Raw genomic sequence first — 25,498 nt, 5'->3', positions numbered from 1 at the left:
ATTAGTATCGAGAACCTTTTAGATAACAAGACTTCTCGATACAGTACTAGATTTGATTATACTTCTCGATACAATCCTTTAAGCTTCGCTTAGGTATCTTCAATCAAAATATATTTTAATTTCGATAATTTCACAATCACTCGAAGTGACGTTGACTAGTTATTCAGCTTGTTGCGAAATCAACTTCTTCGTCAAAAAATGAAAACGAATAAAGAGCAACAAAGCCGCAGCACTTAAGCCAGCCAATAAGCCTAGCCAAATACCCAAACTACCATAAGCATCTTCTTTGCCTAAATAGTAACTAATCGGAAAACCAATCACCCAATACGAAATAAAGGTAATGATGGTCGGAATCTTAACATCTTGCAAACCACGAAGTGCACCAAGCGCAATAACTTGCAAACTATCACTAATTTGAAACACTGCCGAAGCCAATAACAAAGTCGCTGCGATTTTAACCACCTCAGCTGTGTCCATGGCATTAGCAGGATCGTCTAAATCCACATACAACTCCGGTAACGCTTTATGAAGAATCACAAATAGCAACGCAAAAATGACAGCGAAAATAAACCCAACAAAAAAGATAGATTCTGCAATGCGTTTTAGGTTTTTATAATCCTTTAGTCCTTTTTGATTACCAACACGCACCATAGCCGCAACACTCAGTCCCATAGCCACCATAAAAGTCATGGATGATAAGTTGAGTGCAATCTGATTGGCAGCCTGTGCATTTTTACCTAAAAGACCACTGAGCCAGATGGCTGCAGTAAAAATAGCCACCTCAAAAAACATCTGCATGGCACTTGGCAACCCTAAGTTGGTGAGCTTTTTTAGAGGTTGTTTACTCAGTTTAAAAAACTTTATATTGGTAACATATGCTCTAGATCTGTGACGTTTTGCCAACAACCACCATAAGAAAAACAACATGGCAAAGCGTGACACCAAAGTGCCAACTGCAGCACCAACAATACCCATTTGTGGAAACCCGAATTTCCCAAAAATAAGCACATAGTTAATGGCCACGTTTAGAATATTTGCTACTAATGTGGCATACATCGGATATTTAGTTAAGGACATGCCATCGCTAAACTGCTTAAATGCCTGAAACACGATAAGCGGTACCAAAGAAAAGGCTACCAAATCTAAATACGGAATAGCGAGCTCTACCACTTCTTCAGGCTGATCCATAACATACATAAGCGGTTTGGCAAGCAACTCTAATAAAAACAGAAGGATACCCAAAACCGTACACAAGAAAAACCCATGCTTAAAAGCCGATTTCCCTTTCACGAAATTTTGCTCTGTATCTGCTTCTGCTACCAAAGGTGTAATGGCTGTAGAAAAGCCAATACCCAAAGACATGGCAATAAAAATAAAGCTATTACCCAAAGACACAGCTGCCAATTCTGCCGAGCCCAATTGGCCAACCATCACATTATCTACAAAGCTCACAAAGGTATGCCCAAGCATACCTAACATCACTGGTGATGCCAGTTTTAGGTTGTATTGAAATTCCCTGGTGTAGTTACTTAAAACCATACCGCGAAGGTAGTGGTTTTGGGTTTAGGTTTGAGGATTATTTATTCTCAAAAAAGAGTTATGCTTATCGATTTGGATATGAGTCCGTTTTAATGACTTATATCAGACAATAAGCGAAGTTCGTTGTTTTAAGTCGATAAGTCAATACGTAACCTTACGTATTTTTCAACACAATTTTATTGTGTATTCTGTCTACTTGTTACGTTTAAAACGAGAGATTTCCATATTACTGCTAAGCCTAAAACAAGAAAAAAGAGTCCACTCATTAAAAAAGTAGACTTAATACTTTCACCAAGTAGTTGGCTGAAATATTCTATCTTCCAAATAAAATAGGGTGACACAAAAAACAAGGTACGTGTAAAAATCAATGTCAATATTAAGACTACTACATTATTTACAATACCAACTTTATATATTCTGTTTAAAACTAGAACTAAAGCTATGATAGAGATCGCAATAATTAACTTACTATACAAATCGTTTGTTAAAAACTCACCCAAACGTGCTTCTATAATAGTTTGATAAGTATTAGTTGATTTACCTAAAAGTGCGTCCCATTCTTCCGCATTGTAGGCTACATACAACCTATATATTCCTGTAAATACAAACTGTAATCCAAAACATTGCAAAAGGATTAAGACAAAATCAAATTTGCCTAATAGTTTACCCATGAGACATTGTAATTATTAAATTAAAACGATGAAACCTGTTTCTTAGCTTCCTCAAACTCAGTCACCATGTCGTTTACAATCTCGGCAACAGGCTTGATATCGTGGATTAGACCTGCGATTTGCCCAATTTCTAGTTCACCATCGTCTAAATCACCTTCAAACATACCACGTTTGGCTCTGGCACGTCCTAAAAGTTCTTTAAGCTGCTCTGGTGTTGGTGCAGTTTTATACAACTCTTGTAGATCGTTAAAGAATTTGTTTTTCACCAATCTTACAGGTGCGAGTTCTTTTAAGGTCAATTGTGTATCGCCCTCTTTAGCATCTACCACAACCTGTTTAAAATCTTGATGTGCTGAAGACTCTTTACTCGCCACAAAACGACTACCAACCTGTACTCCATCGGCACCCAAAACCATACAAGCTAACATGGCTTTTCCGGTGGCGATACCTCCTGCGGCAATTAACGGAATCTCTAACTGTTCTTTTACCATTGGGATTAAAGTGAGCGTCGTAGTTTCGTCTCTACCATTGTGTCCTCCTGCTTCAAAACCTTCAGCAACCACAGCATCAACTCCTGCGTCTTGCGCTTTGAGTGCAAACTTTACACTACTCACCACATGTACCACAGTAATGCCACGCTCTTGTAACCAGCTGGTCCATGTTTTCGGATTTCCGGCAGAGGTGAATACAATCTTTACTCCTTCTTCAACAATAATATCCATAATTTCTTCAATGTTTGGATATAGCATAGGCACGTTCACTCCAAAAGGTTTGTCGGTTGCAGCTTTACATTTTTGGATATGCTCGCGTAACACATCTGGATACATAGAACCTGCTCCTATTAAGCCTAAAATGCCAGCATTACTTGCTGCTGAGGCAAGTCGCCAACCGCTGTTCCAGATCATGCCTGCTTGTACGATTGGGTATTGTATATTGAATAATTCTGTGATTCTGTTTGCCATTATTGATGATTTATTTTTAAGATGCTTCGACTGCGCTCAGCATGACAATGAATTGTTTTGATAAAATTCGTCAATTCGAGTGAATTTCACGAATGGAAATGAGTGAAATTTGTATCGAGAATAAGAATTTAACTACTATTAGTTCTCGATACATTTTTAATCTCATTTCAATCGATTAAAAACACTCGAACTGACGTAACAATTAAAAATTAAACCTAGTCCGTCAGTTCGAGTGAATTTTAGTTGCGATAGCGAATAAAATTTGTACTTCGACAAGCTCAGCAGAACTATCGAGAACTATTTCGATTGCAAACTCTTGATACGATAATTTCAGAATCACTAGAAGTGACACTCGATTCTATTCCTTAATAAACTTCAATGTTTTGGATTGATGTTGTGTAGAAACTTTCATCATGTAAATTCCAGATGATAAATTCGCCACGTTAATATTAGAAACATTCTGGCCTAACTTCACTGTTCTCACTTCCTGACCTAATGAAGTGTAAATGGTAATGTTTAGATTGTTAGTTTCAACAGGTATATTAAATTTTAATTCATCTTTCACAGGATTCGGATAAACGCTAAAACTGTTGAAAGCCTCCTCTTCTACTCCTAAAGTTCTTGCCAATGCTAGATCTGGAATACCATACCCTAAAAAATCATCTGGCATTGTGTATTGCGAAGCCGATTGCCTTACATAATCCATCACCTCTGTTGGTGACAATTCTGGTACAGCTTGCCATAACGAAGCAATACCACCACATAAAATAGGTCCACTCAACGATGTTCCATTGTTTTGGGTAATGACATCATTTTCACTAACCACATAAGCAGCTCCACCACGAGCAACAACGTCTGGTTTTTGATAACCGACTTGTGCAGCACTACCTTGAGAACTAAATGCCACATAATCTCCATTTGCATCTACCGCTCCAACAGCTAACACATCTGGAGAATCCGCTGGTGCACTTATAGTTTGCCAAGTTGTGGCACCAGAATTTCCAGCACTCACAACCACTAAAATCCCCTTTTCCCCAGCAATAGTTGCTCCTTTGGTAATAAATGCGGTTTGACCATTCATATCTGCAGGTGTATAATTGTAATTCGGATTATCATATTCCGTATAACCCAAAGAGGTATTAATTAAATCGACACCCAAACTATCTGCACGTTCGGCGGCTTCTACCCAATAACTTTCTTCTACTGGATTTTCGCCAGTAGCATCTTCGGTAATAAACAAATAATACGATGCATCTGGAGCTGTTCCCACAAATTCATCCTGAACAAATGCTGCCATAGTACTCAATACACGTGTACCATGAGAACTGGCAACATTATCATAAACCGCATCTGTTCGGTTTACAAAATCGTAGCCGTCTAGCAAATCTCCATTATCTCGTAAACGTTGAAAAGCTGACATGGTATTAACGTTTGGAAAACCAGCATCTAAAACAGCAACGGTAATACCTTCACCTGTATAATCTGCCAAATGCAAATCGTCCACATTAATCATCTCTACCTGATTTTGAGTGTCTCCATAAGTAAACACAATGCTCTCGTCTTCAATATTTAATTTATCCTGATGTGCTGCTGAACGTGAACCTAAATCCAATCCATTATCGGCAAAGTCGATATTATCTACAAAACTTAGATTTAGTAATGCTGAAATATCGGTTTCTGTTCCTCTGACGTGTACAGCATTAAACCATTTAGATTTTGCCATAACTGTAATGCCTGTTTGACTTTTAAGCGCTGTAATGTAAGGCTCATGTACTGGCACATCTCTGGCATCGATGGCAATGCCATGATTTTGTTTTCTATCTAACGCTTTTTGAGTAAGTATGGATATTGGATTTGCTAAAGCTGTAGCTTCATTAGGTTTGTCGGTAAGATAAACCCAAGCATCTTCTTGTGCATAGCTTTTTATTGTGATGAGGAACAATAAAAGCAATGGTAATGTTCTATTCATAGCTTTTTCTTTTATTGCAAGTTAAGGATTTGTTGGGAATTTTTAGAGTGTTCTTGATGCATCTAGAAGATTGCTGTCCGGACACTCGAACTGATAAAGTGTATATATACTTGTCTTTTTGAACTTGATTCAGAATCTAAAACAAAAAAGGGTTTTCGATACATTTTTAATCTCATTGCAATCGATTAAAAGCACTCGAACTGACGTAATATATTAAAATGAAACTCAATCGTCAGTTCGAGTGATTTGTGAGTGCGCGAGCAAATCGTATCGAGAACTATTCTCATATCAAAACTTCTCGATACAATTCTTTAAGCCTCGCTTAGGTATCTTCAATCAAAATATATTTTGATTTCGATAATCTCAGAATCACTCGAAGTGACGATTCAACACAATTATTTATGAGAGATTCCTGCTTTCGCAGGAATATTATTAAGAAATAACTCCTGAACCTAACAACTCATCGTCGTTGTACCAAGCCACAAACTGACCTTCGGTAATAGCAGATTGTTTGTTTTGGAATTCCACGTATAATCCTGAAGCAACTTTATGAAGTGTTGCTTTTTCTAAAGGTTGTCTGTAACGTATTCTTGCCATCACATCCATAGTTTCACCTTCATTTAAGGCTAAATCCTCACGGATCCAATGCAATTCATCATTAGACACAAATAACACATTACGAAGTAAACCAGGATGATTTTTACCTTGACCTGTGTAAATCACGTTTTCTTCAACATCAGTTTCAATGACAAATAATGGTTCTTTTGTACCTCCAACTGCTAAGCCTTTTCTCTGCCCTTTGGTAAAATAATGTGCACCTTGATGCTTGCCTACTACTTTTCCGTCAGATAAAGCGTACTCTGGTTTTTTAGCTAAAAATGCCAATTCATTTTCTTTTGAAGTAAACTCTGGTTGCTCTTGGTTATAAACTTCAAGGGAATCTTCTACCTCAACTATGACTCCTTCTTTTGGCTTTAATTGTTGTTGTAAAAAGTCTGGAAGTCTTACTTTACCAATAAAACATAAGCCTTGTGAATCCTTTTTCTCAGCTGTAATTAAATCTTGAGCCTTGGCAATCTCTCTAACCTCAGGCTTGGTTAATTCACCTATTGGGAACAACGCTTTTGCCAATTGATCTTGCGACAACTGACACAAAAAGTAAGACTGATCTTTGTTGTTATCTTTTCCAGCTAAAAGCTGATTAATTTCTTTTCCGTCTTTTTCGATTGTAGATTTACGACAATAGTGTCCTGTAGCCACGTAATCTGCGCCTAAGTCCATAGCAATGTCCATAAAGACATCGAACTTAATTTCGCGATTACATAACACATCAGGATTTGGTGTGCGTCCTTTTTCGTATTCGTTGAACATATAGTCTACAATACGCTCTTTATACTGCACGCTTAAATCTACCGTTTGAAACGGAATACCTAATTTGTCCGCTACCAACATCGCATCGTTGCTATCTTCTAACCAAGGACATTCATCTGAAATGGTTACAGAATCATCGTGCCAGTTTTTCATAAACAAGCCAATAACTTCGTAGCCTTGCTCTTTTAAAAGATAGGCTGCAACGCTAGAATCTACACCACCTGAAAGTCCTACTATAACTCGTTTCATATCAACTTCCTGCGCAGGCAGGAATCTCTTTAATTAATTTATTTATTCACACTTCAGTAACAGTAATCCCAAGGATGGGAATTGTGTCAAGAATCTTCTATAACTCAAAAACTTCTCGATACAAAATTCCATAAAATTGAATTTTACTCGAAGTGACGGAATGAATAAAAATTTATAAACTTAATTTTAGTCTCTCACTATATTGTCTGAAAAACTTCGGCAAAATTACAAATAAAAATAGCAATCTAAAGTAGACTGCTATTCCTAAAAACTATCTTATTAATAGTTGAAATCTATTTATACTTTTTAATGACTTTATTGTTGGTATGGTCTATTTCTTTTTTGAGTTTTCCGGATTCGTAATACTTCCAAATACCTGATTTTAAATCTTTAGTATATTCACCTTCGGAAACTTTATTTCCATTAGCATCATAATTAATGGTCTTGCCATTGCGTTCACCATTTTTATATTCCGATTCTCTTAAAAGTAAATTACCTTCAGTAAACCATTTGCAATGACCTTCTAATTTACCATTAGTATAGTAAGTCTCTTCTGCCACCAAACCGTTTTCATAAAATACGGTTCTAGCTCCATCTAGTTCTCCATTGTCATTATAATTTTCTACGATCATTTTGGCTGAAGAATCTTTGTGATAAAACACCCACTGCCCAATGTAACGCTTACCATTCATTTTGCCTTCGCTAATAATCTTCCCCTTAGAAGTAAAGAATTTCACATCAGACAAACTGTCTTTTAGATTAAAAACCTTTGTAGCGCTTAGTACGCTTTTACCCTTAGAAAGGGTGTAATACTTAAAAGTATCAACTTCTTTACCATGAACAAATTGACCCTCGTAACGTTTTTGATCAGTCTTATGGTAGTTTTTTGTCCATATACCGTGACGTTTGCCATTTTTATCAAATTGATTTACTGGGTTTTGCGCATACGCTATTGTTAAAATAATTGTAAAAATATAACTGAAATAAACTTTTTGTTTAATCATTTTGTAAATTCGTTAAACAAACTAACCAAGTTTGTGTAATGTTGAACAATTTAAAAACTCAAAAAAATGAAAATTATTTCAAAAACTTTCAAATTACTTACAGTATTTCTATTGGTTTTAGGTGTAACTGGATGTAGTGACGATGATGACAACAATGTTAGCAATCCGCAGTCTAACACAATTGTAGATGTTGCTTTGGCAAATGGTTTTACTTCTTTAGCTGCTGCATTAGAAGCGACGGATTTAGTAACTACGTTACAAGGAGCTGGTCCATTTACAGTATTTGCCCCAACAAATGAGGCATTCGATGATTTATTGAACGCTACTGGTTTAAACCTTAATAGTTTAACTCCAGAACAAGAAGAATTGGTTACTAATATTTTATTAAACCACGTTATAGTTGGACAAGAGATTCCTGCTTCAACCTTAATTAGTGCTGGCTCTGGATACGCTTCGACGGCTTCACCTGGACCAGTTGATGGATCTACTATTAGTCTTTATTATAATGTTGACAACGGTGTTGTTGAACTTAATGGTGGTTCTGATGTTGTTGATGGTATTGGTGCTGATGTAACTACTCCAGATGTAATGGCATCTAATGGCATTATTCACATAGTTGATGCCGTAATTGGATTACCTGATATTGTAGACCATGCTTTAAATAATGATAATTTCACATCCTTAACTGGTGCTTTAGGATCAGAAAATTTAGTAGGTGCTTTACAAGCCGATGGTCCCTTTACTGTATTTGCACCAGACAATACTGCCTTTGGTAACTTTACAAATCCAAATTCTAATGCATTATCTAGCATTCTTTTAAATCATGTAATTGATGACTTTATTGTTGCTACTGATTTAGTAAATGCAGGTGCAGGATATCAGAAAACTTTAGCTAACGGCCCAACAGATTTAGTTGATAATGATGCGACAAACTTAAGTCTATATTTTAATGTTGGTGATGACGTGGTTATCAATGGAGGTCCAAAAGTAGCTGCCACTGATATCGTAGGAACAAATGGTGTTATACATGTTGTAGACGCTGTTATTGATGTTCCAACTGTTGTAACATTTGCTTTGGCAGACCCTAATTTTAGCAATTTAGTAGCGGCATTATCTGAGGCAGACGGAAGTAGTGCTAATCCAATGTACATTCCTACACTTCAAGGCGATGGACCTTTTACTGTATTTGCGCCAAACAACCAAGCATTTGCAGACTTATTAGATGGTGCTACAGTAGCTGATTTGGATGACACACTCTTGAATAGTGTCTTAGCACATCATGTCTCTACTGCTGGGAATGCAGTTTCTGGAGATCTTAATCCTAGTGGAGCAACTACCTTACCAACACTACAAGGAGATGATATAATAATTACTTTGCCTAGTACTAATGGAGCGATTGCAGATGTAGAAGATGGAGCAGGAAACACTGATGTTGGAATAGTAGCTGTTGATGTACAAGCAGGAAATGGTGTTATTCACGTATTAAATAAAGTAATGTTACCATCCTCAAATTAAAAAGAAAAAGCGAGGCTGATTACCTCATTTTTATATTGATTGATTTAGTTAGTAGTAAAAAACCCAGACCATATGGTCTGGGTTTTTTGATTATTCATTTATTTATAAAAGTTAATCTTGCATATAAGACTTTTACTTTTTACGTTTCTGCTGTGCCTTTTTTTGTTGCTCTGCTTGCTCCATCATTTCAGCCATTTTTTTCTGAAACTTACTTTGCTTTTTAGGCTTACTCTTACTTACTTCTATTTTAGCCAACACCTTCTTTTCATCGATTATATAGTTCTTAATCACTAACATAATACCAATACTAATTAAGTTAGAAATAAAATAATATAAACTTAAACCAGAAGCATAGTTATTAAAGAAAATTAACATTAATAATGGTGAAAAGTAAATCATGTACTTCATCATCTTACTCATATCTGGCATGCCTTCTTGTGGTGGTCCTTGCATAGCAGTTTGTTGTCCTGTGGTCATCTTCATATAGAAGAAAATAGCAATAGCAGCTAATATTGGGAATAATGCTACGTGATCTCCATAAAATGGTATATTGAATGGTAAATCAGCAATAGAATCATAAGAACTTAAATCGTCTGCCCAAAGGAAACTTTTTTGTCTTAAATCGAACGCTGTTGGGAAGAACATAAACAACGCATAGAACACAGGAATTTGCATTAACCCAGGTAAACAACCACTTAGAGGGCTTGCGCCTGCCTTACTCTGCAACGCCATAGTTTCTTGCTGTGCTTTTAACTTATTGTCTTTGTACTTTTCTCTAATGGCTTCTAATTCTGGCTTTAAAATTTTCATTTTAGCCTGAGACAAGAACTGCTTGTATTGTACAAAAGACAACATTAGTTTTACTAAAATTGTCATTACAATAATAGCAATACCGTAAGGTAACATGCTACTTAACCATCCGAATAATGGGATAAATAATGCTTTATTTATCCATCCAAAAATTCCCCATCCAAAAGGTATACTTTCTTGTAAATTCTTATCGTAAGCCTTTAATACCTTAGCGTCAGTTGGCCCATAGTATAGACCTAAACTTTTGCTTACCTCACCTCCATTATACGCTAAAGGCATTTTTGAGGTGTATAACTTTGTATAAAGCGAATCTACCTCTTCATCTTCTACTAAATTTTGAGAAGTTAATTCTGCTTTAGAAAACGGCTTGTCATTAGCAACTAAAATTGAACTAAAAAAGTGTTGTCTGTATGATAACCACTCTACATCTTCAACCGTTTCTTCATCATCTCCCATTTGAGATAACTTTTCTACACGATCTTCTTCGTGCATGTATGTTAAACGCGTATAGCGGTTTTCATAGCTAATACTCTTAGCATGTCTAATTCCCTTTTGTTTCCAATCTAAAGTAATTGGCTGAGAAGTATTAAATACTCCACTTAAACCTTGAGACTTGATTGAAAAGTCAATCATGTAATCATCTGGTTTTAACTCATATCTATACTCTAAATATTCCGTTTCAGAAAATTTAAGCTTCATAGATACAACCGTATTATCACCACTTTTAGTTACACTTGGTTGAAACGGATGATCTTTAGTGTTGTGCGTACGGCTATCTGTAGTACTAAATGTGATGTTAAAATCACTATTATTGTCTTTAACAAGGTAAACAGGTACTGAATCGTAGTCTACAAACTTTTTAAGCTTTACCTCAGCTAAATGACCACCTTTTCTTTTAAATTTTAAGCTAAAAACATCAGTTTCTACAGTTGTAAACTCAGAACCTGGTAAGGTAGAAGCATAAGATATTGCTCCTAATTTATTTTGAAGTGCAGCACGTTGTGTTGAATCTACAACTTGGGTGCTACTGTAATCTTCTGAAGTAGTTACAACCGCTTCGTTTTGCTTACTATTCTTTTTCTCTGCTTCAACTTGCTCTTGCTCAGCTTTCTTTTGTGCTTCAACCTCCTCTGGTGTTGGTGCATTTTGATACATCATATACACCAGGATTCCAAAAATAAGAACGAATCCTATTATTGATTTAACATCGAGTTTCTTTTCTTCCATAATTTAGTTCGTACGCTACGATTGATTGATTAATGCTTTGGGTATCCCAAAAAGCAATCCAAATTTCGTTTTACGCCAAAGTGGCATATTACTTTTTCTTCTTGTATTTTAATGCTGCTTTTACAAATGCCACAAATAAAGGGTGTGGATTAGCAACTGTACTTTTATATTCTGGGTGATATTGTACGCCAACAAACCAATTGTGTTCTGGTATTTCTACAATTTCTACAAGTCCAGTTTCTGGGTTTAATCCTGTAGCTTTCATACCAGCAGCCTCAATCTGTTCTTTATAGTTATCATTAAATTCAAAACGATGTCTGTGACGTTCTTTTATATTTGTTGTACCATAAACTTTATGTGCAATACTTCCTTCAGCAATATCGCAATCCCAGGCACCTAAACGCATAGTACCACCTTTATTAACAACATCTTTCTGAGATTCCATAAGGTTAATAACAGGATGTGGTGTATGCTCATCCATTTCTAAAGAATTAGCATTGTTTAGATTAAGAACGTTTCTGGCATATTCTATAACAGCCATTTGCATTCCTAGACAGATGCCTAAAAATGGAATATTGTTTTCTCTTACAAACCTAACCGCATCAATTTTACCTTCGATACCACGCTCACCAAATCCTGGTGCTACCAAAACACCATCTAAATGACCAAGCTTAAAATCTATATTATCTTCATTCAAAAATTCTGAATGAATTGGCTCTACATTAACTTTTACTTCGTTCTCTGCGCCTGCATGAATAAAAGCTTCTAATATAGATTTATAGGAATCCTGAAGTTCTACATATTTTCCAATTAAACCGATAGTAACTTCACTTTTTGGGTTTTTATGGCGTTTTAAAAACTCATTCCAACGGTCTAAGTTTGGCACATCACTTTTAAGATCTAGCTTTTGAAGCACAACTTTATCCAAACCTTCGTCCAGCATTAAATTTGGCACATCATAAATTGTTGAAGCGTCAATAGATTGGATAACGGCTTCTTTTTTTACATTACAAAAACGTGCTAGTTTCTCTTTTAAGCCTTCTTGTAATTCATGCTCCGTTCTACATACCAAAATATCAGCATGTACACCACTTTCCATTAGCGTCTTAACACTGTGCTGAGTTGGTTTTGTTTTTAATTCGCCAGCAGCTGATAAATAAGGAATTAACGTTAAATGAATAACCAAAGCATTATGCTCTCCTAAATCCCACTGTAATTGACGTACTGCTTCGATATATGGTAAGGACTCAATATCTCCTACTGTACCACCAATCTCTGTAATTACAATATCATAATCTCCAGAATTACCAAGAATTTGAATTCTATGTTTAATTTCATCTGTGATATGAGGAATAACCTGAACTGTTTTTCCTAAGAATTCACCACGACGTTCCTTATCAATAACACTCTGGTAAATTCTACCAGTTGTAACGTTATTAGCTTGTGATGTTGGTACATTAAGAAAACGCTCGTAATGCCCCAAATCTAAATCGGTTTCTGCACCATCATCTGTGACATAGCACTCTCCATGCTCATATGGATTTAATGTACCTGGATCTATATTAATATATGGATCTAATTTTTGAATGGTAGTTCTGTAACCTTGGGCTTGTAATAATTTGGCGAGAGATGCAGCGATAATGCCCTTTCCTAGTGAAGAAGACACTCCGCCTGTTACAAAAATATACTTAGGGTTTGTGGTCATGTTACGTTGTTAAACGCAGGCAAATTTACAATAAAAATTTGCTTATGTGCAATTAAAACTCTGCGAATATCAACAGACTTTTCTTAACCTTATTTGTTTGGGAATTTTTGTTTGGAAAAATCGCGTCTAATGGTATAAATCAATTCTTCTAGGCCATTGATTTTTATGTCGTGCATTTGAATCATCATTCTGCCCAGTTTTCCTTCAGGGAATCCTTTCTGTTTAAACCAAGTGTAGTAATACTCTGGGATATCTACTAAATATTCGCCTTTATATTTCCCAAAAGGCATTTTATAATGGGCAAGTTCTATAAGTGCTTCTTTATTTCCTTCCAACTTATTGCGACTTATATTTTTCTAACTTCTTAAGCTCTTCTTTAATGTAGTTTTCCCAGTAGTTTTGGGCATCAATATTTATAGAATGGTTGGTTTGCTCGTCATAAACTTTCTGAGTATTATCTAAAGCCTCATTAATTGCTACATGAATCTGATTCATCTGAATCTTTATATTTTGGTTAACAACCAAACGCTCTAACTGCTCTCTAAACTTTCTTACATAAAGTTCCGTAATATCAAAATGCAATTGCTCATGCGCCAGGATGTGATCGTCTGCTTTTTCAGAAAGATACCAAGACTTGTTTGGATAAAAATGAGCTTCTACTGAGGTTGAATAATCAATGATACGTTTTCCGGATGTTTTTACTGAATATCCGAAAGTAATACCAGAGGCTGTTAATGCTACTGCATCAGAATGAGGATTTGGATTACCTTTAAAATCTTCCCACGTTAGCTTTTTGGTATCACTCCATTTAATAGTTTCATCATTAGAAGAGTTTCCAACAAAGCATAAAAAAACTAAAAATATAAGATGCTTTATCTGCATTTATTGCCAGTTAAAAGTAATATCTCTTTCGATATCTGGATGTAAACTGTAATGTACAGGACAAGTATTTGCAGTATGCTCTAAAACTTTTTGAGTCTTGTTATCTGCCTTAAACGGAAAATTGAGAATCACCTTAATTTTAGAGATACGTCTTGGATTACTAGCCATAGTTTTAGTAACCTCTGCGGTTGCACCAGACATATCAACATCCAAATCTCTGGCCTTTATACCCATAACCGTTAACATACAACTTGCTAATCCTGTAGCAACAGTATCTGTAGGAGAAAACGCTTTTCCTTTACCATTATTGTCTGTTGGTGCGTCTGTTATAAATGTATTACCAGACTTTATATGTGTACTTTCTGTTCTAAGATTACCGAGATAAGTTACTTTAGAAGTCATAGATTAGTTAGCTTCAATGATTCTTAGGTTATCATACTTTACTATATATACGGCTTCATTAGCATAACCACCGTACAATGATTTTGTATACCTAAATTTGTTTTCTATATATTCAGTTTCAAAAACCTCATTAGAAGCTTCATATAAATTATCATCAGTAGCAAGACGCAACAATATGTCTAAAGTTACATCAAAACCACGAGCTGCATACTTACTAGGTGAAACACCAAATTTCTCTTTGTAAGCGCTTACAAAACCTTTTGATTTAGACTCATCAAATTCCTTTCTAATTGATGGGTAATGAAATTTAAGGTTAGATAAATTATTATTATCAATGTCCTTTCCTTCAAAAGCTTTATTTCTATCTAGAGTTACTAAAACTATTTCCGTTTTATCAACAACTAATGCATTAAGCATACTTATAACACTTGATGCGAAAGCACCATTGTTAGTCTCCAAAAACACTATAGTCTTTCCTGGTTTAAAAACATTTTCTAATTGAACAGGGTAAATAAAATGTGCATCCTTACCTGTCTTTTTACTCTTTTGTGAGTAAATCTGAGTTGCTGTAGGGAATTCTCTTTTAAGCATTTCGCTAACAGCTTTGTGAGACTGATCTGCAATAACAACCACTTTAGATTTTAAACTATCTGCCTTAATAAAGTCTACCATGGCTTTTTGCAATAATTTATCCTCTGGAATGGTCTGAAACACATTAGCATAAACTTCTTTTGGCTTGTTTAATGCTGCTATAACAGGAACTCTATCACTTCTTAAACTATTTGCAACTCTATCGAAATTCTTTTCTTGTAAAGGTCCAATAACAGCATCATAATCTGAGAAATCATTTTCTGAAAGTATCTTACTTACTGTTGATGGTTGATATTCGGTATCAAAAACTTTTAAGTCCGTAGAAATTCCTAGTTGCTTCGCAGAATCTAAGGCCATTCTTACACCGACATGAAAATCTAAAATAGTAGATAACAATTTATTGTTTTTTATCTGCTCTTTTGCTTCTTCAACAGAATCTACATCAATTCTATGCAGACGATAAGGCAGCATTAATGCTATTTTTTTAACCTCATAGTTTTTGATTTTAGACGCTAGCTTAGTAGTTTCTACATCTGTTAATCCTGAAGTCACTTCTGCAGTAGCCGGTATTTTTAAAACCATACCTGCTTTTAAACCACTTTCTTTTAACTCTGGATTTAGGTTTTCTAATTCTTCTTGTGTAAGCCCTGTTTTTATTTTTAGCCTATAAAAACCTTCTTTTGGTAGTACTTCATAATAATCGTACTCTGCTTCAATAGGTTTTTCATCGTTGTCTTCAATATTAGGCACATTAAGTTCATCTCCTGGCTGTAGAATAGGTTTCATATTTGGATTTAAAGCTTCAAGTTCTTCAACAGTAATTCCAAATTTATATGCGACACGCCATTTTCCTTCTTTAGGTTGAACTTTATACTTTTTAACTGTGTTTTTAAGACTTACTTTAGACACAAACGTTTTATATCTAGGTATTCTAATTTTATCTCCTTTCTTGAGATTCTCGGAATACAGAAAGCGATTAGCCTTTTTTATGTCGTCTTCTGAAACTCCATACTTTTTTGATAAGCCGTATAGTGTCTCTTTGCGCTTTACTTTATGTGTTTTATAACCTATTAATTCTTTTGACTCCTCATTAATAGGCTCATTTTTAATTTTTGAATTTGGGATAATTAAAACCGTGTTAGTCTGAAATTTAGTTTTTGCATCAGGATTTAAAGCATAAATATCATAAGGTGTTACCAAGTACTTTTTTGAAATACTCTCAATGGTTTCGCCTTCTTTTATCTTATGCTCAATATAGTTTTGAGCACTTAGATTAAGACCTAAAATGATTACTATAACGGTTATTAATTTCTTCATTTATTTTTATTTAGCTTTTCCTGTTTTTTTTTAGAAACAAAATCAACTATAACGTCACTATTTTATTCCCATTCTATTGTTGCAGGTGGTTTAGAACTAATATCGTATACCACTCTGTTAACACCTTTTACTTTATTTATAATTTCATTTGAGGTTTTTTGCAAAAACTCATATGGTAAATTTACCCAATCTGCCGTCATACCGTCCGTACTCTCAACAGCTCTTAATGCCACACATTTTTCATAGGTACGTTCATCTCCCATTACACCTACACTATTAACTGGTAATAACATTGCACCTGCTTGCCATACTTTGTCGTACAAATTCCAAGAACGTAGGTTATTAATAAAAATAGCATCTACTTCTTGTAATATACGAACTTTCTCACGAGTTAGATCTCCAAGAATACGAATTGCTAATCCTGGACCTGGAAATGGATGACGACCTAATAAGTGCGAATCCATATTCATCGAAGCACCAACACGCCTTACTTCATCTTTAAATAATGCCTTTAAAGGCTCAACAACCTTTAGTTTCATAAAGTCTGGCAAACCACCAACATTATGATGACTTTTTATTGTTGCACTTGGTCCTCCTGTTGCAGAAACACTTTCTATAACATCTGGATATATGGTTCCTTGTGCCAGCCATTTTACATCTTGTATAAGATGAGCTTCATCATCAAAAACCTCAATAAAAACACGACCAATGGTTTTACGTTTTTCCTCTGGATCGCTCTTTCCTGCTAAGGCATCCAAAAAGCGTGCCGAAGCATCTACTCCTTTAACGTTTAATCCCATGCCTTCGTATTGATGCAATACATCTTCGAATTCATTTTTACGAAGTAAACCGTTATTTACAAAGATGCAATACAGATTTTCACCTATAGCTTTATGCAACAGCATAGCAGCTACTGAAGAATCCACACCACCAGATAAACCTAATACTACTTTATCGTTACCAAGTTTTTCTTTAAGCTCTTCAACAGTCTCTTCTACAAATGCGTTTGGTGTCCAATCTTGATTGACCTTAGCTATTTTAACTAAGAAATTTTGAAGTAATTGATGGCCATCTGTTGAGTGGTACACTTCTGGGTGAAACTGAATCGCATAAGTATCCTCACCTTCAATTTTGTATGCAGCATTTGCTACATCTTCGGTACTTGCTAGTAAAACGCCACCTTCTGGTAATTTTTTAATAGTATCACTATGGCTCATCCATACTTGACTACCTTCATGAATATTTTCGAAAAAATCTTCATCACTTTTTATGAATGCCAGATTTGCTCTACCATACTCTCTAGTACTAGATTCAGCCACTTCTCCTCCTGAGAAATGTGCCAAATACTGCGCACCATAGCAAACGGCAAGCATAGGCTTTTTACCTCTAATATTTGAAAGGTCTGGATGAAGTACATCTTCGCCTCTAACGGAATTTGGACTACCAGATAAAATTACAGCCTTAAAGCTGTCTGAATCTGAAGGAATTTTATTGAATGGATGAATTTCACAATAGATATTCAACTCTCTAACGCGGCGCGCAATAAGCTGTGTGTACTGCGATCCGAAATCTAAAATAAGGACTTTGTTGTGTAGCATGTGCAAAAATAACAAATGCGCTCACATTGAAGATTTGAGTTGTCAACTTTTTTAGATATTTTTTTAACGACTTATTTACAAAGTAATTATCGTGAATTCATTTTTAAGTGGTTGCATGGCTTTCTTCAATTCAGATATTAAATCATCACCAAATTCTAAGTACAACTCAGAGAAATTTGTATTTCGTTCTTGTAGACTTTGTCCTGGAAATAATTGCTCTTGTAAGTCTGTACAGCGTTCTATTTCATCTTTTAACTTTCGCTTTTGTGCTTTAAGCAAACGTTTTTCAAGATGTTTCAAACCTTTTATTTGCTTTACTTCTTGAGCTTTTACCGCACCTAAAAACGATTTATCTGTTTGTTCTGCCAATTTGAATAAACCCTCAAACTGCTGTTCTAAATGTTTTATCTGATCCGAAAAATCAATATCAATATTAGAAATCTGTCTTACCTTTTTATTTATAAAGGTGCTTCTTTTCAAAAATAAATCAGCATCAGAAATATTGAGTTTCTCCAATTTTTCAGCTTGTTTTTTTGTTTTTACTAAAGCAGAATTTCTTAGTAACAACATAGGAAACGTAACATCTTGCGCTTCAAAATTAGATTTTATCTGTAACCAATAAATCATTTCTCCTCCGCCACCTATGTAACATAAATTTGGTAAAATCACTTCCTGATATAAAGGTCGCATTATTACATTTGGCGAAAAACGTTCTGGATATTCATTCAGATGCGCTATCAATTCTTCTTTAGTCCACTGAAATTGTGAATCCAAAACCGAAAACATACCATCTATCTCAACAATACGTTCACGCAAACCATCATGAATATAAAATAAGTTAATCTCCCTAGGATTTACTTGAATTTTCAACCCTAAATCTTCCAAGGTTTTATTGGTTTCTGAAACTGTTTTAAAAGCTGGTTGCTCAACCAATTCTTTTTGCATTTGTGGTATAAACAAACGCTTCAACTCTCTGTCGTCTGCATCAATAATTACCAATCCATAGTCACCAAAAATCTCATTTGTCAAGTATCGTGTGGCATCTGCTAAATTATTGTGATTGAGATAAGCATTTTTGAACCAAACTTTTAGTTGTTCAGCAAATTTCCCTGACCCAAATTCTGCCGCAACAACCTCATATACATCCTCTAATCCTTTTGTATTAAAATGACCAACAGCACCTGTTTGATTCGAATTCCACTGAATCTTTTTGCCTTTGTAATTGAAGTAATTGATTTCATCAAAATCATGATCTTCAGATGCCATCCAATATACTGGTACAAAATTGTAATCAGGATATTCTGATTTTAATTCTTCAGTAAGATTTATAGTTGAAATAATCTTATACAGAAAATATAAAGGTCCTGTAAACAAATTTAACTGATGGCCTGTTGTAATGGTAAATGTATTCTCCGATTTTAAGCTTTCAATATTATTTAGGGTTAATTCTGAAGCTTCAATATTAGCATATTGATTTACCAAAGTTTCAGAAAGCACCTTTCGACTAGATTCTGAAACATGTTCTGAATGGCGCTTTTCTTCAATCTGTGCTTTAAAGTTTTCTAAAGTTGGGAAACGATTATATAATGGTTTAAGCTCAGGTTTTTGATCTAAATAATCGCAAATAAAATCAGAGAAATATCCGGTTGCTCTAAACGGAATACAGTCAGTTGGCATAAAAATCATAATTATGGCATAAAGATAAGCTACTTCTATTTTTTAACTGCTAATTTTTAGTTAATTCAATTTCACGAACTATCTTTACTAGCTTTCAAACAAAAAACATCGTATTTAATGCAAAAAATTCTTTTAGTCGTATTGGTCGTTCTTGGTTGCTTTACCTTAACAACGGCTCAAAATCTTCAATCACCTAGCGCATTTTTAGGGTATAAAATTGGCACACAATTTAGTCGTCACCATCAAGTTGTTGATTATTTTAAAACGGTTGCTGAGGCTGTTCCAAATAATGTAAAAGTTGAACAATACGGAACTACAAATGAGCGCAGAGCACTTGTATTAGCTTACATTTCTTCTGAAGAAAACATAGAAAACCTCGAAACAATCCGTGAGAACAACTTAAAAAATACTGGACTTTTAGAAGGCAACCCAACCAACACTGATGTTGCTATTGTTTGGCTAAGCTACAACGTACATGGTAACGAAGCGTCGAGTTCTGAAGCTGCTATGCTAACACTATACAAACTACTCACAGAACGAAAAGAATTGTTAGAAAACACTGTAGTTATTATAGATCCTGGTATTAATCCAGATGGTCGCGATCGTTATGTAAACTGGTATAACGAAACCAAAAGCACGCCTTATGACATTGACCAGCAAGCGAGTGAGCACAAAGAACCTTGGCCAGGAGGACGACCAAACCATTACTTATTTGATTTAAATAGAGATTGGGCTTGGGCAACACAAATTGAAACTCAAGAACGTTTAAAAGTTTATAATAAATGGATGCCTCATATTCATGTCGATTTTCATGAGCAAGGTCCTAATGAGCCCTATTATTTTGCACCAGCTGCAGAACCATTCCATGAAATTATTAGCGATTGGCAACGTGATTTTCAGACTCAAATTGGTAAAAACCACGCTAAGTATTTTGATGCTGAAGGTTGGTTATTCTTTACCAGAGAACGTTTCGATTTGTTTTATCCAAGTTATGGTGACACCTACCCTACATATATGGGAGCCATTGGAATGACCTACGAACAAGGTGGTCATGGTATGTCTGGCTTAGGTATTTTAAACGATGAAGGTCATGTACTCACTTTGGTAGAGCGTTTGACGCACCATACAGTTACAGGACTTTCAACGGTTGAAATTGCTTCAAAAAATGCAAAACAACTAAATACTGAGTTTGCAAAATTCTTTGACAATAGTGATTTAAAATATAAAAGCTATGTAGTGAAAGGCAACCAAGACAAACTGAACAACCTTAAAAGCTTGTTAAGCAAACATGACATTAAATACGAAAATACCAATAATGGGAAAGTTTCAGGTTATGATTATGCCACTGGCAAACAAGGCACTATGTCGGTTGATGCCAATTCTCTAGTAATTCACACCAATCAACCAAAAGGCAAAATGGTTAAAGTTTTGTTTGAGCCTAACGCCAAATTAAACGACTCACTAACTTATGATATTACGGCTTGGTCTGTACCATATGCTTACGGTTTAGATGCCATTGCCAGCACGTCTAAAGTCAGCAGTACTAAGACTTACGAAGGCAAAATGCAGACTGTATTATCCAAAGCTTATGGCTACGTAAGCAAATGGAACTCATTAAAAGACGCTCAGTTTTTAGCAGATTTACTAAAGCATGATTTTAAAGTAAGATTTACTGAAAAACCATTTGCTTCTAATGGTGAAAAATTTGATAGAGGTTCTCTAATAATCACAAAAGGAGATAATAAACACCTTGAAGATTTTCTTGGGACTCTAAATCAAATCAAGCAGAAACATAAACAGCACTTAACTCAAATCAACTCAGGATTTTCTCAAACTACTCCAGATATTGGCTCTCCAGACATTAAACTTGTAAACAAACAAAAAGTCGCCGTACTATCTGGAGAAGGCACATCGTCTTTGAGTTATGGTGAAATCTGGCATTTCTTTGAACAGCAATTACATTATCCTTTAACGTCTATCAATACAGACAATTTAAGCAGAACCAACCTCAACAAATACAATGTTCTTATCATTCCAAACGGCTATTATGGAAGTGTACTTAATGAGAATAATATGAAGAAAATTAATGATTGGGTACAAGCTGGAGGAAAAGTCATTGCCATCGACGGAGCTCTTAGAAGTTTTGCTGGCAAAGATGGTTTTAGTTTAAAATATAAATCGTCAGACAACAATAGCAGTAATGACAATCTAACACCTTATGCTGAGCGCGAGCGCGAGTACACCAATAACCTTATTACTGGTGCTATTTTTAAAACTAAAATAGACAACACACACCCAATGGCTTTTGGTTATAACAACGACTACTTTACTTTAAAACTAGGAAGTTCTGCTTATGATTTATTGAGTAGCGGCTACAACGTTGGACATTTATCTGACACTAAAGTCTATTCTGGTTTTGCTGGTAAAGATGCTTTAGCCAATTTAGATAACACTTTAGTTTTTGGTGAAGAACGCAAAGGTAATGGTAGTTTCATCTACTTTGTGGATAATACCTTATTTAGAAGTTTTTGGGAAAACGGAAAATTATTCTTGGTGAACTCCGTTTTCTTTGTGAACAATAATGCTTACGAATTATAATTATCATCAATCAAAATACATTATGAAACAAATTAAATCCTTATTTCTAAATTTATTCGTTTTAATAGCTATATCAGCTTGTAAACAAAACCAAACCAAAGAAACCACACCAGAATTTAAAGTTGATTTTGAAAAATTCACTTTAGACAACGGCTTACAAGTCATACTTCATGTAGACCGATCAGATCCTGTTGCAGCAGTAGCGTTAACAGCACATGTAGGTTCTGCAAGAGAAAAGGAAGGCAGAACAGGTTTTGCTCACCTTTTTGAACACTTATTATTTTTAGAATCCGAAAACTTAGGCAAAGGAGGACTCGACCAAATGAGTGCTCGTATTGGAGGTTCTGGAGCTAATGGTTCAACAAACAGAGATAGAACCAATTATTTTCAAACCGTACCAAAAGATGCTTTAGAAAAAATGATCTGGGCAGAAGCCGATAAACTCGGTTTCTTTATCAACACCGTTACAGAACCTGTTTTAGCAAAAGAAAAACAAGTCGTTAAGAACGAAAAACGTCAACGTGTAGACAATCAACCTTATGGTCATAATTTTGCTGTTATCAATAGTAATTTGTATCCTGAAGGTCACCCTTACAGTTGGGAAGTTATAGGTTCTCTTGAAGATTTACAAAACGCAACCTTAGAAGACGTTAAAGAATTTTTTAGACGCTGGTATGTACCAAACAATGTAACATTAACAATTGCTGGAGATATTGATGTGGAACAGACAAAAGCCTGGGTTAAAAAATATTTTGATGAAATTCCAAGAGGTGAAGCTATTCCTAAATTAGAAAAACAACCTGTAACTTTAAAGTCTTCAAAACGTTTATTCTACGAAGACAATTTTGCTAGAGCACCAAGACTCACCATGACTTGGCCAGGTGTACCAGAATATGATAAGGATTCCTATGCATTAAGTGTACTTACCAACTATTTATCAAATGGAAAAAAAGCACCATTAAACAAAGTGCTGATTAATGATGAAAAACTTACTGATAATGTATCATTTTATCAATACAACTCAGAATTAGCAGGACAACTAATGCTTACTGTAACTGCATTTAACCAAACCGACTTAAACGCTGTTGCTTCTGCAATAAAAGATGGATTAAAAGATTTTGAACTAAATGGTATTTCTGAAGAAGACCTGAATAGAATTAAAGCCGGACAAGAAACAGATTTCTATCGAGGCTTATCTAGTGTTTTAGGCAAAGGGTTTCAGTTAGCACAATACGAGATTTTCACAGGAGACCCAGGTTTTATTAATCAGGATGTTAAAAACATACTTGCCGTAACACCAGAAGACGTAATGAGAGTTTACAATACATATATAAAAGACAAGAATTTTGTAGCAACTAGCTTCGTCCCTAAAGGTCAAAAGAATTTAGTTTTAGATAACTCTCAACTGGCTACAATTAAAGAAGAAAAAATCATTGAAGGCGCTGAAGAAACCTTTGATGCTAGCATAGCTGCTACTTATGAAAAAACACCTAGTAGTTTCGACAGAAGTATAGAACCACCTTATGGCCCAAGTCCTGAGTTAAATATACCAACAGTTTGGAAAAAAGATCTAGACTCTGGTATTAAAGTATACGGAATTGAAAACAATGAGGTTCCCCTTGTTCAATTTGAAATTCAGATTGCTGGAGGTTTACTATTAGAAAACAAAAACAAAGTTGGTGTTTCTAACCTTTTGGCTGAACTAATGACAAAAGGCACAAAAAACAAAACCACAGAAGAGTTAGAGAATGCAATAGAAAGTATTGGAGCGAGTATTTATAGCTATGCGACAGAAGAAAATATTATCATTTCGGGCACTACACTTTCTAAACATTTTGACAAAACACTAGAATTAGTAACTGAAATATTATTAGAACCTCGCTGGGACGAAACAGAATTTGAACTTTTAAAACAGAGTACAATTAGCAGTATTCAGCGTAGTAAAGCGAATCCTAACTCAATAGCTTCTGATGAGTTTTCAAAATTACTTTATGGTAATAATAATATTTTAGCTTACAATAACAATGGCACTGAAGCTTCAGTAAATAGTATAGATATAATGGATTTAAAAGATTATTACAATAAAAACTTATCTCCGCAACTTGCCAATTTTCATATTGTAGGTGCTATTTCAGAAGCTGATGTTGTTAATGCTTTAAGCAAAATTGATGCAAATTGGCAACCAAAGGACATTACTATTCCTGAATTGGCCCTACCATTATATCCTGAAAAATCAACTGTATACTTTTATGATGTGCCTGGAGCAAAACAATCTGTAATCCGTTTTGGGTATCCTGCACTAAAAGCTACACACAAAGATTATTATCCTGCTTCCGTAATGAATTACCGTTTGGGAGGTGGTAGTTTTGCGTCACAATTAACACAAGAGTTAAGAGAAGGAAAAGGCTATACATATGGAATAAGATCTCGATTTAATGGTACTGCAAATAAAGGAGAGTTTGTTATTAGTAGTGGTGTACGAAGTAATGTAACTTATGAATCTGCTGCATTAGTAAAAGAAATTCTAGAGAATTATGGTAAAAACTATAACGAAAAAGATTTAGAAGTTACTAAAGGTTTCACTATAAAAAGTACTGCAAGAGCCTTTGAGACACTTAGTGCTAAATTAGATATGCTGAGTAGTATTAGTAATTATGGTCTATCTGATGACTATGCTAAACAACGTGAAGCTATAGTAAAAAACATGACCGTTGAAGACGTTAAAGCATTAATTGAAAGCTATATTAAGCCTAACCAAATGATTTACCTCATTGTTGGTGATGCAGAAACACAATTAGATAAATTAGAAGCTTTAGGTTTTGGGAAGCCTGTGTTATTAAATGAAAGTAAAGAAAATTTAGAATAAAAGTATTAAAACATGAAACTAGGCGCGTTCTCTGTTAGTCTTTCAGTAAAAGATATCAAAGTCTCAAAAGAATTTTATGAAACTTTAGGATTTAAAGTATTTGCAGGAGATTTAGAGAAAAACTACCTCATCATGAAAAATGAATCTACGCTGATAGGTTTGTTTCAAGGTATGTTTGAAAATAATATTTTAACCTTTAATCCTGGTTGGGATCAAGATGCCAGCACGTTAGAAGAATATAATGATGTTCGTGATATTCAAAAACATTTAAAATCTAAAGGAATTTCTTTTACCAACGAAGCCGACGAATCTACAACAGGACCTGCAAGTTTTGTAGTTTTAGACCCTGATGGCAATGCTATTTTAGTAGATCAACATATATAAATTGTATATTCAATATAATTTCAGACGTCAGTTCGAGTGGATTTTTCGATTAGAATGAGAAAAATTTGTATCGAGAACAACTTAACTAAATGCTTCTCGATACAATTCCTTAAGCTTTGCTTAAGTATCTTCAATCAAAATATATTTTGATTTCGATAATC

The 25,498-nt window shown here is 34.9% G+C and carries 18 protein-coding genes; 4 read left to right on the top strand and 14 right to left on the bottom strand.

The window, feature by feature from the left end:
- Nucleotides 1-159: 159 nt before the first annotated feature.
- The 6 genes from V1468_RS06475 to V1468_RS06450 all read right to left on the bottom strand — a co-directional run bounded on the left by V1468_RS06475 (nt 160) and on the right by V1468_RS06450 (nt 7,765).
- Nucleotides 160-1,539 carry an MATE family efflux transporter gene (locus tag V1468_RS06475; RefSeq protein ID WP_331809423.1) on the bottom strand — a complete coding sequence of 460 codons (1,380 nt, stop codon included), beginning with the start codon at nt 1,537-1,539 and terminating at the stop codon, nt 160-162.
- A 176-nt stretch (nt 1,540-1,715) separates the two neighbouring features.
- Entirely contained in the window at nt 1,716-2,210 is a 495-nt protein-coding gene (locus V1468_RS06470; protein ID WP_331809422.1) for a hypothetical protein, read from the bottom strand.
- A gap of 20 nt (nt 2,211-2,230) precedes the next feature.
- On the bottom strand, nt 2,231-3,172 hold the full coding sequence (locus V1468_RS06465; protein ID WP_331809421.1) for an NAD(P)H-dependent flavin oxidoreductase: 942 nt from the start codon (nt 3,170-3,172) through the stop codon (nt 2,231-2,233).
- A gap of 358 nt (nt 3,173-3,530) precedes the next feature.
- A complete protein-coding gene (locus V1468_RS06460) occupies nt 3,531-5,141 on the bottom strand; it encodes a S8 family serine peptidase (RefSeq protein ID WP_331809420.1) in 1,611 nt (536 codons plus the stop codon).
- Nucleotides 5,142-5,573: 432 nt separating this feature from the next.
- Nucleotides 5,574-6,761, bottom strand: coding sequence for a tRNA 2-thiouridine(34) synthase MnmA (gene mnmA, locus V1468_RS06455; RefSeq protein WP_331809419.1), 1,188 nt, complete (start codon nt 6,759-6,761; stop codon nt 5,574-5,576).
- A 293-nt stretch (nt 6,762-7,054) separates the two neighbouring features.
- Entirely contained in the window at nt 7,055-7,765 is a 711-nt protein-coding gene (locus V1468_RS06450; protein ID WP_331809418.1) for a toxin-antitoxin system YwqK family antitoxin, read from the bottom strand.
- Between the two features lie 66 nt (nt 7,766-7,831).
- Here V1468_RS06450 and V1468_RS06445 point away from each other — a divergent pair, with 66 nt between their 5' ends.
- Nucleotides 7,832-9,280: a fasciclin domain-containing protein gene (locus V1468_RS06445; protein ID WP_331809417.1), complete on the top strand. Its 1,449-nt coding sequence runs from the start codon at nt 7,832-7,834 to the stop codon at nt 9,278-9,280.
- 132 nt (nt 9,281-9,412) lie between these two features.
- On the opposite strand, the gene yidC is transcribed toward V1468_RS06445, so the two are convergent.
- From yidC to bshC, 8 genes are all read right to left on the bottom strand, one after another.
- Nucleotides 9,413-11,317, bottom strand: coding sequence for a membrane protein insertase YidC (gene yidC / locus V1468_RS06440; protein WP_331809416.1), 1,905 nt, complete (start codon nt 11,315-11,317; stop codon nt 9,413-9,415).
- Between the two features lie 88 nt (nt 11,318-11,405).
- Nucleotides 11,406-13,022, bottom strand: coding sequence for a CTP synthase (locus tag V1468_RS06435; protein WP_331809415.1), 1,617 nt, complete (start codon nt 13,020-13,022; stop codon nt 11,406-11,408).
- 89 nt (nt 13,023-13,111) lie between these two features.
- Nucleotides 13,112-13,357 (bottom strand): DUF3820 family protein, encoded by a 246-nt coding sequence (locus tag V1468_RS06430; protein ID WP_331809414.1) that lies wholly within the window; start codon nt 13,355-13,357, stop codon nt 13,112-13,114.
- A gap of 1 nt (nt 13,358) precedes the next feature.
- Nucleotides 13,359-13,904: a DUF922 domain-containing protein gene (locus tag V1468_RS06425; protein WP_331809413.1), complete on the bottom strand. Its 546-nt coding sequence runs from the start codon at nt 13,902-13,904 to the stop codon at nt 13,359-13,361.
- Nucleotides 13,905-14,306, bottom strand: a complete 402-nt coding sequence (locus tag V1468_RS06420; protein WP_331809412.1) for an OsmC family protein — start codon at nt 14,304-14,306, stop codon at nt 13,905-13,907. It lies immediately after the preceding gene.
- 3 nt (nt 14,307-14,309) lie between these two features.
- On the bottom strand, nt 14,310-16,214 hold the full coding sequence (locus V1468_RS06415) for a LysM peptidoglycan-binding domain-containing protein (RefSeq protein WP_331809411.1): 1,905 nt from the start codon (nt 16,212-16,214) through the stop codon (nt 14,310-14,312).
- 62 nt (nt 16,215-16,276) lie between these two features.
- Nucleotides 16,277-17,812, bottom strand: a complete 1,536-nt coding sequence (guaA, locus tag V1468_RS06410) for a glutamine-hydrolyzing GMP synthase (protein WP_331809410.1) — start codon at nt 17,810-17,812, stop codon at nt 16,277-16,279.
- A 75-nt stretch (nt 17,813-17,887) separates the two neighbouring features.
- Nucleotides 17,888-19,489, bottom strand: coding sequence for a bacillithiol biosynthesis cysteine-adding enzyme BshC (bshC, locus tag V1468_RS06405; RefSeq protein ID WP_331809409.1), 1,602 nt, complete (start codon nt 19,487-19,489; stop codon nt 17,888-17,890).
- 117 nt (nt 19,490-19,606) lie between these two features.
- On the opposite strand from bshC, the gene V1468_RS06400 reads away from it, so the two are divergent.
- From V1468_RS06400 to V1468_RS06390, 3 genes are read left to right on the top strand one after another with little or no spacing between them, the layout of a single operon-like run.
- Nucleotides 19,607-22,087 carry a M14 family zinc carboxypeptidase gene (locus V1468_RS06400; RefSeq protein WP_331809408.1) on the top strand — a complete coding sequence of 827 codons (2,481 nt, stop codon included), beginning with the start codon at nt 19,607-19,609 and terminating at the stop codon, nt 22,085-22,087.
- A 22-nt stretch (nt 22,088-22,109) separates the two neighbouring features.
- A complete protein-coding gene (locus V1468_RS06395; protein ID WP_331809407.1) occupies nt 22,110-24,953 on the top strand; it encodes a M16 family metallopeptidase in 2,844 nt (947 codons plus the stop codon).
- A gap of 12 nt (nt 24,954-24,965) precedes the next feature.
- Nucleotides 24,966-25,337, top strand: coding sequence for a VOC family protein (locus tag V1468_RS06390; protein ID WP_331809406.1), 372 nt, complete (start codon nt 24,966-24,968; stop codon nt 25,335-25,337).
- Nucleotides 25,338-25,498: the final 161 nt, after the last annotated feature.

Origin of the sequence: Winogradskyella poriferorum, assembly GCF_036553625.1 — a bacterium.
Lineage (GTDB): Bacteria > Bacteroidota > Bacteroidia > Flavobacteriales > Flavobacteriaceae > Winogradskyella > Winogradskyella poriferorum.
The sequence above is the reverse complement of the archived record's forward strand: the minus strand, read 5'-3'. Positions and strand labels throughout refer to the sequence as shown.